This window comes from Flavobacterium sp. 1 (assembly GCF_002797935.1).
Lineage (GTDB): Bacteria > Bacteroidota > Bacteroidia > Flavobacteriales > Flavobacteriaceae > Flavobacterium.
Genome location: NZ_PGER01000001.1, coordinates 1,809,872 through 1,821,974, shown reverse-complemented (window position 1 = coordinate 1,821,974; position 12,103 = coordinate 1,809,872). Strand labels below are relative to the sequence as shown.

General features: G+C 31.9%; 10 protein-coding genes. All 10 read right to left on the bottom strand.

All coding sequences use genetic code 11. The features are described 5' to 3' along the window. Nucleotides 1-207 precede the first annotated feature (207 nt). Nucleotides 208-612: a hypothetical protein gene (locus tag CLU83_RS07385; RefSeq protein ID WP_369828756.1), complete on the bottom strand. Its 405-nt coding sequence runs from the start codon at nucleotides 610-612 to the stop codon at nucleotides 208-210. 108 nt (nucleotides 613-720) lie between these two features. Further along, the gene (locus CLU83_RS07380) at nucleotides 721-1,287 is read right to left on the bottom strand and encodes a Crp/Fnr family transcriptional regulator (protein WP_100431012.1); all 567 of its coding nucleotides are present in this window, start codon (nucleotides 1,285-1,287) and stop codon (nucleotides 721-723) included. A gap of 563 nt (nucleotides 1,288-1,850) precedes the next feature. After that, nucleotides 1,851-2,924: a glycosyltransferase family 4 protein gene (locus tag CLU83_RS07375; RefSeq protein ID WP_100431011.1), complete on the bottom strand. Its 1,074-nt coding sequence runs from the start codon at nucleotides 2,922-2,924 to the stop codon at nucleotides 1,851-1,853. 2 nt (nucleotides 2,925-2,926) lie between these two features. Then, nucleotides 2,927-4,153 carry a glycosyltransferase family 4 protein gene (locus CLU83_RS07370; protein ID WP_100431010.1) on the bottom strand — a complete coding sequence of 409 codons (1,227 nt, stop codon included), beginning with the start codon at nucleotides 4,151-4,153 and terminating at the stop codon, nucleotides 2,927-2,929. Continuing rightward, nucleotides 4,146-4,295, bottom strand: a complete 150-nt coding sequence (locus CLU83_RS22805) for a hypothetical protein (protein WP_369828798.1) — start codon at nucleotides 4,293-4,295, stop codon at nucleotides 4,146-4,148. Before CLU83_RS22805 ends, CLU83_RS07370 begins: the two co-directional genes overlap by 8 nt. Nucleotides 4,296-4,467: 172 nt before the next feature. Next, on the bottom strand, nucleotides 4,468-5,580 hold the full coding sequence (locus CLU83_RS07360; RefSeq protein WP_157802026.1) for a glycosyltransferase family 4 protein: 1,113 nt from the start codon (nucleotides 5,578-5,580) through the stop codon (nucleotides 4,468-4,470). Nucleotides 5,581-5,779: 199 nt separating this feature from the next. Next, on the bottom strand, nucleotides 5,780-6,214 hold the full coding sequence (locus tag CLU83_RS07355; protein WP_100431007.1) for a response regulator: 435 nt from the start codon (nucleotides 6,212-6,214) through the stop codon (nucleotides 5,780-5,782). Between the two features lie 144 nt (nucleotides 6,215-6,358). Beyond that, on the bottom strand, nucleotides 6,359-9,403 hold the full coding sequence (locus tag CLU83_RS07350; protein ID WP_100431006.1) for a PAS domain-containing hybrid sensor histidine kinase/response regulator: 3,045 nt from the start codon (nucleotides 9,401-9,403) through the stop codon (nucleotides 6,359-6,361). 2 nt (nucleotides 9,404-9,405) lie between these two features. After that, entirely contained in the window at nucleotides 9,406-10,548 is a 1,143-nt protein-coding gene (locus CLU83_RS07345) for an FIST signal transduction protein (protein ID WP_100431005.1), read from the bottom strand. A 4-nt stretch (nucleotides 10,549-10,552) separates the two neighbouring features. Further along, the gene (locus CLU83_RS07340; RefSeq protein ID WP_100431004.1) at nucleotides 10,553-11,902 is read right to left on the bottom strand and encodes a sigma-54 dependent transcriptional regulator; all 1,350 of its coding nucleotides are present in this window, start codon (nucleotides 11,900-11,902) and stop codon (nucleotides 10,553-10,555) included. Nucleotides 11,903-12,103 lie beyond the last annotated feature (201 nt).

The following is a 12,103-nucleotide window of genomic DNA, read 5'->3' as shown; positions in this document are numbered from 1 at the left end:
ACATAATTCATTTGGAAAACATTTTTTAGCAATCAATCACATATTTCAAGCAATATCCAAAGTAATAGACCTGGCGCTCCGCAATTCGACTTTCTTTCAGAGAATTGCGGAGGGTTTTATGCTGTGCCTGGTCTTAGATGTAATCTCATGCAGCGGTAGATACATTTTTATTGTTTTGCCTGAAAAGCGTTGCAAAGAAACATGCTTTTATATTTTAATGCAGCTCAAATATGTCCAGATAATAAAAAGAGCCTGCAGTGGAATTCGAAACAAAAGATAATAGATGCCGCTTCCTTCATGAGTGCCCGTTTGGTAGTCAATGTTTTTTAGAGCGGCATTGATATTAGCCGGCAGTATGAGCACCAAAAAAACAATTAAAATCCATCCGGAGTAAATGCTGATGTCAGGAATTAGAAGCCCAATTCCCAAAAGGATTTCAAGTATGCCTGTGAGGTATACCAATTCTGTTTTTGCGCGAAGTATATCGGGTATCATCATCGCCATGCCTTTTACATAAATAAAATGCCCCACGGCAGTAAAGAGCAGCATCAAGAACATGGCAATTCGTGCCGATAACCGCAGGTCATAGCTATGGTTTAGAATCCTTGTCACAAAGATAGATAAGACAAAAGAGCTGAGTAATACAAATAATGGTTTCATAAATGTTGATTTTACAGTACAAAGTTGGTACTCTGAACAATACAAAACAATGAACTTAGGTTAAGAAATTCGCTTCCTGATCCTGCTGAGTGCCTGAGGCGTAATGCCAATATAGGAGGCAATATATTTGAGCGGTATGAGCTTTAGTAAGTGAGGCTGTTCAGTAAACAAATTCAAATAGCGTTCTCCTGCCGATTCCGTTAACAAAGATAATTCCCTTTTTGATTTTTTCAGAAACAAAGACTCGCTCGCCAGCCTGCCAATAGTGTTGCCAACAGTGGTTTCTGCATAAATATGCTGGAGGTCTTCAAAACTGATGCTCCATAATATTGTGTCTGTTATGGTTTGCAGGTTATAGTTGGAAGGTTTTTGTGTTAGGAAAAAATCATAGGCACTCACAAAATTTTCAGCAAATGCGAATCCAAAAGTCAGCTCATCCAATGCTGTTGGAATGCTAAAACGTACAATGCCTTTTTCTATGTAGGAAAGGTAATTTTCTTTTTCTCCGGCTTTAATTATAAAATCTTTTTTTAAGAATTCCCTTCTGACTAGTTTGGAAGAAAATAATTGCCAGTCCCTGTCTGAAATTGAAACCTGTTTTTCAAAGTGTTTTTTTATTTCATCCATCAAATCTTTTTTTTTTAATTATTATAGGGAAGCTAAAATTCGAACAAAGAAAAACAAAATAAGAAAGAGGACTATAAAATATTTGATGATTTTTCATTGACGCGAAAGATACAAAGGCAATAAATATTGTTGCCAATAATGACTCAGGCAATGGTGACTGGATCTGTTTAGGTAAAGGAAAGTTTGGAAACCTAGTTTTTCATAAAACTAAAATTATATTTCCCAATTAATATATCGGTAGCTCTGCCCCGAAGTAGTTTATTAGTTTGACCAAGAAAATTCAAAAAAGAAGCCGAAGGGTGGTAAAGCCTTCGGCGGATCTTAACATTTAGGATTTGTTTTTGGAATTATCTCTGTTCTGATTTTTTAAAGTCATTTTATATTCTTGGAGTTTTTTAACCATCAATAAAAACTAAAAAATAAAAAAACCAGTTATAATTGATATTAGTTTCATTTGATATCTATATTCCAATAATCATGCTGTTTTTTGTAAACCCAATAAAATTGGGAGTTTGTTTAATTGGCATGCTTGTATAATTTCCATATTTTGGAATAAAAATGAATTAATTGGAAAGAATTCGGATTGACTCATTTTCAAAATAGTCTTCACAAAAGTACTTGCGGTAAGCTAATGTACTTTCATTCACTTGAGAATATAAAGTAGAATTTAACAACTGCGTATTTAGTTCTTCTGAAATGAGAGCTATATTCTTACAGTCTATTAGGTATCCATTTTTGCCTTCTTCAACGAGTTCGATAACACCACCACCTATAGGAGGAACAATCGTAGGTAATCCATACACCATTACTTCAAGAATGGTTAGTCCAAAAGTTTCCACCCATAAATTCGTATCGGACAGATTAAGAACCACACTCGCTTCTTTATAAAAGGGATGGGTATCTTTTTGAGTAGGATATATGATTAAATTACTCGGGATATTTTCTTTTTCGAAATAAGCATTAATTTCATTTTGGGAGGCATTTACAACTAATTTAAAAGTAAATATTGGATTTATCTGCGCTAATTTTAGAAATTCATTTATTCCTTTGCAGGCTTTTAATGAACAAATCATTAACACTATTTTGGATTGTTTTTTGGTATTAAAATTCAAACGGGACTGTTTTATAAAGCTACTTTCAAGGATATTATAGATTACATTTTTTTTCACATTCAAAGGTTCTTGATTTGCTGAAAAATGTGAAACATAAACCACTTCCGAAGCCGTTATTTTTACAATTCTAAAAAGGAATAGTTTTAAAATTTTTGATTTCATTGTAGTTTCATGAATGTGATACATAACTTTGCAGCCTCTTATTTTACCCGCAATTGCAGCACCAAAAGGGAAAATAGTGTTAATATAGACAATGTCTTTTTTTTGTAATTTTATTAGTAATTGTACAGCTAGTAAAAATTGGCTCGTTATTAAAAACAAAAGTCTTAAATAAGGTTTTTTTGCAAAACGATACCAATAGAAATGGTTTTTTACTTGATCAACATTAGGTAAAAATCCTTCTCTCCCGCTACAAGTATACAGATGTGTCTCTATATTTTTTTTTGACCAGCCTTTTAGTAATTGCATCAATACTTTTGGGCTTCCGCTATAATCGTTCAATAAATGGATGGCTATGATTCTCATGACTATAATTGATTATAAATGGTTTTTAAATGTTCCCCTCGACTATTCCAAGTAAATCGTTTTTTATATTTTTTTCGGGCATTGGTACTCATTTGATGTAATAGATCTTGATTCGAATATAATTTTTGAATTGCTTTTTTTAAATCCATGACGGTCTCAAGATAATCTGATTCAGGAATTGCAAATCCGCAGCTGCTGTCAATGTATTGTCCAGATCCTTCATTTTCTAGACAAATGATTGGTAATCCAAAAGACAATGCTTCGGCGACAGCCATTCCAGCTCCTTCATGGGATGGGAATAGAAAAACTGCCGATTTTTCATATAATTTCATTAATTCAGATCGGTCAATCCATTCAATAATTTCTACATAGGCTTGAATGTTGTTTTGGATTATAATTTTTTTATATAATTTTTTTTCAGGTCCAGATCCCACGAGAGTGAGCTTGCATATTTTTCTTTCGGATATTGTAAGCGAATTAATAAATGCAGAAAAGGAGTGTAGTGCTAAGTCAAATCCCTTTAAGGTCACAAAACGACCAACACTTATAATATGGAAGTTTTCCTTTTTTGGAATAGCATCGATATAAAAATCTTCCGAAGCTACTGATGGAAAAATAGAAAAATTTTCATTTTTTAATTTTAAAACACTTGGAACACCTTTATTCATGCACCAAATATGATTGGCCTTTTTAATGGTTTTATTTAAGCTGGGAGACCATTTCCAAAGGAATTTTTTCACTAGCCAAGCTAAACTGTTTTTAAATTTAGATGCAACAGAAGCGAATTTCAAATATTGTTCAGGAATAATAGGATGATGACCCACCGGCCCCCAAACCATTGGTTTTCCTAATTTATATAAAAAGCTTGGAGTCCAATCATTATGAAAGTTTACATTGTGAGCAATATCAAATTGAATGTTCTTGTTTTTGATGAAACGTACAATTCCTATTTGCCACATATAATAATAAAGCATATCACCATGACCTCCTTTTTTCCAGAAACGCATCCAATACGGTAAATCAAAATAAAGGAACGTAATATTGCTGTAAACAGAATCTGGGTTTTGACTCATGTATTTCTCAATGGATTCTTGATTGTTTTCTCTTGTAATGGCATACACTTTATTGAATCGGGCAATTTGGTAAACAAAATTCCATCCCATTCCGTCTTCAGAACCTTTGTATGGATTTACAGCATAGCAAGTGGCTACAATAGTTTTGTTACTCATGATTTCTGTTTTTTAAAAGTTTGGCGGGAATACCACGAATTATGCTGTTTCCAGAAAATGATTTGTTTACCACGCTCCCAGCAGCAATGATGCTTCCGTCTCCTATTTGTACATCATCTAGAACGGTTACTTTGCTTCCTATCCAGCAATTTTTACTAATTTTAACGCCTTTTTTAGTTACTCCCTAGTGTCTTATGGAAACATTTATCGCTTTCCAGATAGGCAAATTCCCCAATACTTACATTATTTTCAAGTTGAATGCCATTTTTACTCAAAGCAGATAAAGACACCTGATTGCCTAACCAAAGGATTTTTTAATGATATAGTTCGATGTTAAATCGGGATATTAATTGTTTCCAATTGTAATTTTCACATATCACTTTGACAGCATTGTACTGCATTTCAATAAACGCGTTTGGAGTTTTCCAGCAAGAGAATAATTCAAACATTGCCTTTTCAAGCAAATTACCGCTTTGGGCATAAATCGTTTTTCCTGCTTGGCTTTTAGTAATTAATTGGCTAATATTTGTGGCATCAGTTACAATGCAAGGTTTACCAAAACTTGCGGCTTCAATTACCGAAAGAGGTAATTCTTCATTACGGGAAGGTTGAACAAAGACATCTATCTTTTTGAGTAGTTCGTTTTTTTCTTCTCCAAATTTTCTTCCAAATAAAATAACGTTTTTTGCAAAGCTTTTGTCTTTTAATTGTTGTTCCAAAATCACTTTTTCTGAGCTATCTCCTATAATCCAAAGTTTTGAGTTTGGAACTTTTTTTTGAAAATTTTGAAATGCTTCTAATAAAGTGTCTAAACCTTTGGTATGAATATCCAACCGTCCGATAAAGCCAAAAATGATTTCAGGATTATTTGATTTTTCGATTGAGATGGCGGTATTATTCTCATACCCATAAGGCAGTAAAATAGATTTCTTGTTTTTGAATATTTTTTTTAGGCCTATTATTTCGCTTTGTCCAATACAGTGAATTTTAGTCGAATTTTCAAGTAGTTTTTTCTCAAACAATGAAAAATATATTTTCTTTTTCAAGGAACTTTTTTGCATAGAAACAGCGTTGTAAGCGCCATGCGGAGTGTAAACAAACGGAATGTTGTTTTGATGCAATAATTTTGAGAGGGTATAGAAAACAGGTATCCATCCGCCATGAAAATGAAAAATAGCTTTGTTTTTTTTGCTCAAAATAGACTCTTTCAAGAATTTGGATATAGCAAAAGGGTTATTTTTTTTTAAAAATAATTCGGTTTCATAATTGCGGTCACAATAATTATTTAGTAAATCATCTGTAATTCCCCACACTGATACTTTTTCTCCAAATTCAGTTTGTTTGGAGGTCAATTGATGCACTACTTTATTCACGCCATTCATTCTTTCAAGATTGGCTTTTCCGAGTACTATGTGTATTATTTCCATGATTGAAATTGATTTTTTTTTCAATTGATTTTGCCAAAACAAAATCATAATGATTTGATTAATAATAAGACCTGTAATAACCCTGTAAAGTCCAAAACTGTTTAATAAGAAATGAAAAAAGCAGAAAACAAAAGAAAGCACATATTCAAAAAACTTGAGTTATATATTCCATAAACAGATATGATATTTGAAAATAATTCTAGAAAAAGAACAAAAATCGCCTTATGATAATAGGATTAGATTTTTTAAGATCTTCTTTTACTTTAATGATTTTAGTGATAATCAAATTCATTCTTTCACTAACAATACTATCCTTTATGATATAATCAAAAGCACCATATTTTAAAGCATCAATGACTGTTGCGATGTTTTCCTGACCCGAAATCATGACAACATAGATATTAGGATTTTGCCTTTTTATTTTTTTTAATACTTCAAAACCAGTAATGTCCTCCATATTATGATCTAAGAAAATAATATCTGGTTTTTGATCAAGATTGTTTAAGCAATCATTTCCATTATTATAACAAGTAATATCAGTATAGTTTAAGTTTAATAAGTATTGCTCGTACATATTGGCACAAAATATATCGTCGTCTACGATAAAGAATTTGAATTGACCTGAATTTTCCATGGTATAGTGCTGTTTTGATAACAGCTATGCCAATATCAAGCCAAAAACCCTAACGCCATTAAAACAAGGGTGTTAGGGTTTTTGGGTTATGCTCTTTTTTCCAAATTTTGGAAAATAATTCCAATAATGATGAAAAAATAAAGGTTATTTGTCTAGTTCATTTTCCCGAAGGAGGGTAATAACTTGCAGTAATGCAGGTTTTATAATTGAAAAAAGGGAGATAATTTGTTCTTTATCAGTAGTTTCTTTAGCTATTTTTTCAAGTAATTTGATCTCATCCAGGATGGATGTAATACCTAAACTTTCTACGCTTGGTTTTATTTTATGAATTAATCTGCTCACTTCGGGAAAATCATCAACTGCCAATGCGTTTGTGATATTTTCGATTTCGCTTACTGTTTGTTTTATAAATAGACGAACCATTTTCATTACAAATTCCGAATTCCCTCTGCTTAAATTATTTAAAGAGTTAAGATTGTACAGTTTTTCATTACTCAAAGATTCATTTTCATTAAGAGTTACAATTTGTTTATGTACAGTATATTTTGCAATGGTATTTAAAAGAATAGTTTCATCAAAAGGTTTTGTAACATAATCATTCATTCCTGCATTTTTGCATTTTTCAATTTCTGCTTTAAAAGCATTTGCAGTAAGTGCAATAATAGGAGTCGTTAGTTTAAAATCGCTTCTAATGATTTTGGTAGTTTCATAACCATCCATTTCAGGCATTTGAAGATCCATCAATATAATATCAAAATTTTGATTTTTTAATATATTAATTGCTTCCATTCCATTCTCAGCCTCTGTGACGGTGCAATCATAATATTGAAGCGTATTTTGTGCTACCATTCGATTCATTTCATTGTCTTCAACTAATAAAATGGAAAGCCCGTTAAGGTCTATCTTTTTTTCCTGCTGTTTTAAATTAGAGATGTTTTCAGGATTTCCTTTTATAAAGTTGATATAAATGCGAATAGTAGTTCCTTCATTTTTTTTGCTTTCAATAGCTATTTTGGCATCCATCAATTGGATAAGTTCATAGGTTATGGCCATACCTAAACCCGTTCCTCCAAATTTTCTAGTAATGGTTTTATCTTCTTGCGAAAATTTCCTAAAAATATTTTTGATAAAACTATCGTCCATCCCTATTCCTGTGTCGGAGATGGATAGGCATAATTCCTGAAAGGTGTTATTATCTTTAATGACGTCGCATCCAACAGATATTTTGCCTTTTGAAGTAAATTTTAAAGCATTCCCGATCAGGTTGTAAAGTATTTGTTCCAATCGTAAGGTATCTCCCTTCAATACCTTATTTACTTGATCAGATAATTTAAAATTGAGTTTTAGCCCTTTCTCTAGAGCTTTTGGTTTGAGAATCTGGATTACATTTTTAATGGAATTTTTTAAAATGAAATCTTCTTTTTCAAGTACCATTTCGCCAGCTTCAATTTTAGAAATATCTAATATGTTATTGATTATAGAAAGCAAATGTTTGGATGCAATAGAGCTGTTTTCGATATACTTTTTCTGAAGGTCTGTAAGTTCCTGCTTTTCTAATTCCCGTAAAAAACCAATAATAGCATTAAGAGGCGTACGTATTTCATGACTCATATTAGCTAGAAACGTTTCTTTGGCTTTGGATGCTTCCTGAGCTTTTATTTTTTCGGCTTCAAGATCAATTTCTAATTGCTTTTGTTCCGTTACATCCAAGTGGATTCCCACTGAACCAATAAGGTTTCCATTGTCATCATAATTGGGTCCGCCGCTTATTGTCCACCATTTTAGTTCTCCTCTTTTGTTTTTAATGGGAACTTGATATAAATCAGATATGCCTTGTTCGCGTAAAGTAATTTTCGAGGATATTTTTTCTTTATTTTCTCCAAAAATAAAAACGTCTGTTGGGTTTTTACCCAAAAGTTCACTCACTTCATACCCAGACATGGTTGCAAAACTCTGATTGACAAATTGTATAATCTCATTGTTATCTACTTCTATTAAACCTAAATTCATATTTGCAATAATGTTTCGATACTTTTCTTCTTGAAATTTTAAGTTGGATTCAGCTTTTTTTCTTTTGGAAATATCTTGAATAAAGGAACAAAAAAAAGTTTCTCCATTTTGAGTAATTGGAATAATAGAGACTTCAGTGGGGAATATAATTCCTTCTTTATTAATCGCATCCAGTTCTATCTGTTTGTTTAAAAAAGTATCTTCGCCATTGGCCAGATATTGCTTGATACCATTATCATAATTTTCTTTATTATAGGGTGGGACAATGTAATTTGTAAATATTTTGCCCAATATTTCTTCTTTTTTCCATCCAAAAATAGTCTCTGCCTGTTGGTTCCAAAATGTAATTTTACCTATGTTATCTATTGTGATTATAGCATTTAGAGAAGCATTCATAATTCGTCTGCTTCGTTCTTCGCTTTGTTCAAGAAGTTTCTGATTTAGTATTTGATCAGTAACATCTGTATATTTCCATAATTGGCCTTTGTGTGCTTTGTCTATAAAAATTGGAATAAAATCGCGCTCTAAGTATTGATTGTCAATAGTTTCTATTAACTCTCTAGTAACGATTTTTTTATTTTTCAAAAGTTCTTTAACTCTTAAAACAAAGGCTTCAGGGTTTTTGTATAAGAATTTATTTTCTTCAAATAGTACCGAAAAATTGATTCCCTCTGTTTCTTCGGGAGTCACCGATTTTTTCTTTTGATCCCAAAAAAGTTGATTTGAAAATAAGATGTTTTGATTTTCATCCTCTACCAAAATACCGGATTGAAGATTCTCAAATAATGTTTTTAGTAATTCTACTGTTCTGGACAGACTATCTTCGATGGCTTTTTTAGTTTCAATCTGCTTATTCAAATACTTAGAAATAAAGAGTAAATCATCAACATCATCATCTGGGTTTATGCCTGCATAATTTTCATCTAAAGTTTCCAGACTATCATATAAATTAGAAATGGATTCTTGTTTTAAAGCATATTCCTTTTTTAAATTTAGATTAATTTCATTATATTCTTTCTCACTTTCCTGAAAAGAATGATCCATCAATTCTTTATCTCTTTCAAAAGCTAAGTAGGAATCGTTTATAGACTGGATAAATGATTGTATGGAAGGATCATCAGCCAATTCAAGCGGTAGATGTCTTTTAATTTGTTTTTGCAAATGTTTATGATAATCCATATTTAATCTCTTTCGTTTAAACAAGTAATAGTCATCGTTTGATTGTGCAATTCGCAATTTGCCATGGGTTTTAGAGGAGAAATTTCGCCATAAGAGTAGAAACCAGTGAGTTTTGTTTGTTCACCAAATATTTCTGAAACGGCTTCTATTTCTTCTTCAGTTCTATTGCCTAGAATGAGTTTTCTTCCCACGCAGCTAATTAAGATGGCTAATTTTGGATTGGTATTATTCATTTTTAAACAGGTAGTAGCGGCATCGCTTGCTGCATCGATCAATCGATCAAAATTAGCTTTCATAAAGCGCACTTTGCTTCCTGTTGGAATATCACCTGCAAAAGTCATGGATTGATTTTTTTCGTCTATTGATAAAATTGTTCGTACTATTGGATCTTCGCTTTCGTCTAATTTTATGGATAAAGGAAATAATAACGCTGACCCTGGGAGTTCATCCGCATATTTACCCAAGTATGTTTTGTATAAATCAAGTGCATTTTTGCCATCGATTTCAAATAATACATTTCCGGTAGCTTTGGTAACGGTTCTTTCTAATCCAAAACTTTCCCAACCGCCAATGGAGCCATGAGACACTTCTAATTTATCGCCATAAAAACCTACTGCAATAATCTTCCCTGTTTCGGGAATTTTATTTAACCCTACATAAGTTTTTTCAAATTTGGCTCCATCGCCAGCCAACCCTCCAGTAATTAATACGGACTCTTTTTTGACGTGGTTCATCCCTTTTACCAGTTCGCTGCCATTTACTTTTCCACCATCAGAAAGGACAAATACTAATTTTAAATCGTCCTGTGGGAATGTATTAATTAATGAGATTCCTGCTTCAAAACTGGAGGAGTAATCATCAATATCAACTTCTGATGTTTTTAATGTAGTTTTTGAAAAGGACATAGCTATTATCGAAATCGTATTATCAATAACCTGCTGGCCATAAATTTCTCCAGAGGACGAACATAAAAGTATTTCTGAATTTGGAAATTCATTTTTTATAAATTCAAATGAGATCGGACTTGATATTAAATCTCGTGATCCAAATCCAAGCACTAATTGCGCTTGATCAAAATTTAAGACCTCTTCATTCTCTCTTTCAATAAAAGAATTCTCTTTGTATAAAGCTGTTGTTACTTTCATGATTTTATTTTTTAATTTCCAATGACTGAATTAAATTGTATATGGTTGACTTACTAATGTCAAGTTTTTTGGCCGTTTTTAATACATCGTTATTATTCTTATTGAGATAATGTAAAATAATTTCAGTGTTATATTCTTTTAGTGTTTTCTCTTCTGAAAGAAAAAAATTGGTGTCATGAATGCTGTTAAACGAAAAATCATCAGCCACGATTTCATTTGCTTCACACATCACGCATGCTAAATCTATAGCCGACTTCAATTCTCGAATGTTTCCTGGGAAAGGATATTTCAATAATTTATCTTTAGCTTCTTTTGATAAGATAATAGGTTTCATTTTATTCTCTTTTACAAACAGATCAATGAAATGTTTTGTCAGTAATAAAGTGTCATTTCCTCTTTCTCTTAAAGGAGGCAGCTCAATAGGTAATCCAATAATTCTATAATATAAATCTTCTCTAAATTTTCCTTTTTTAACTTCTTGAGCTAAATCTTTGTGAGTAGCAATAATCAGCCTGGCGTTGAATTTTATTTTTGTCGAACCGCCTAAACGTACAACTTCTCTTTCTTGTAAAACACGAAGTAATTTACTTTGAAGATTTAAATCCAATTCGGCTATTTCATCTAAGAAAATAGTTCCGCCGTCTGCCTGTTCAAATTTACCGATGCTTTTATTATCAGCACCCGTAAAAGCTCCTTTTTCATGCCCAAAGAACTCACTTTCCATTAACTCTTTTGGAATTGCGGCCATATTTACCGCTATAAAGGGTTTGTCTTTTAAATCGGAATTATAATGGATAGCTTTGGCAACGACCTCTTTGCCAGTTCCAGTTTCTCCGGTTATGGAAACATTTATATTGGTATTGATCGATTTGTTTATTTTATTGAAAACACTCTTAATTGCATCACTTTGGCCAATAATTGTTTTTTCAAAACTAAACTTCTGTTCTAATTTTTCCTTAAGTTCTTCTACTTCAAGAGCTAAACTTAAATTTTCTCTTATTTTAATAATGGCGTTCCACAGTAAGTCTTTGGTGTGGCTATTTTTTACAATATAATCTTTGGCACCCGATTTTAAGAATTCGACAGCTACTTCAATATCCTCCTGTCCACTGATGATGATTATAGGAATCGAATTATTGGTTTCTTTTATCTTTTTAAAAAGTAAATCTCCCGTAATATCAGGTAGACCAAAGTCTAAACAAAGGATGTCTGGTTTGAGATATAAATGGCTTAAACACTCTTTTCCAGAAGAGTAAAGATGGACTTCAAAATCTGGATTTAACGTTAAATGGTATTTTAAGGTTTCACCAAAAAAAACATCGTCTTCAATTAGAAATATTTTTATTAGGCTCATAGCATTTCTTCGTTTACTTTTGTCTATTAAAGATATAAAAAAAAGTAAAGGTTTTCTTTTTTTTATGATAAATACTACTATTTCAGTAACTTAAAGTCTTGCAGACCTAACCTCGATGGCTATTTTTAACAAAAAAAAACAAAACTGGGGATTAAAAGGGCAGTTTGCAATGCACATATTGAATTTGCTTTTGTTCAGGAT

What these genes read in the sequence shown, in the direction of transcription:
- CLU83_RS07380 (WP_100431012.1), bottom strand. Translation starts at nt 1,287, where the DNA reads ATGGATGAAATAAAAAAACACTTTGAAAAACAGGTTTCAATTTCAGAC.
- CLU83_RS07360 (WP_157802026.1), bottom strand. Translation starts at nt 5,580, where the DNA reads ATGGAAATAATACACATAGTACTCGGAAAAGCCAATCTTGAAAGAATG.
- CLU83_RS07350 (WP_100431006.1), bottom strand. Translation starts at nt 9,403, where the DNA reads ATGGATTATCATAAACATTTGCAAAAACAAATTAAAAGACATCTACCG.
- CLU83_RS07345 (WP_100431005.1), bottom strand. Translation starts at nt 10,548, where the DNA reads ATGAAAGTAACAACAGCTTTATACAAAGAGAATTCTTTTATTGAAAGA.
- CLU83_RS07340 (WP_100431004.1), bottom strand. Translation starts at nt 11,902, where the DNA reads ATGAGCCTAATAAAAATATTTCTAATTGAAGACGATGTTTTTTTTGGT.
- CLU83_RS07375 (WP_100431011.1), bottom strand. Translation starts at nt 2,924, where the DNA reads ATGAGAATCATAGCCATCCATTTATTGAACGATTATAGCGGAAGCCCA.
- CLU83_RS07370 (WP_100431010.1), bottom strand. Translation starts at nt 4,153, where the DNA reads ATGAGTAACAAAACTATTGTAGCCACTTGCTATGCTGTAAATCCATAC.
- CLU83_RS07355 (WP_100431007.1), bottom strand. Translation starts at nt 6,214, where the DNA reads ATGGAAAATTCAGGTCAATTCAAATTCTTTATCGTAGACGACGATATA.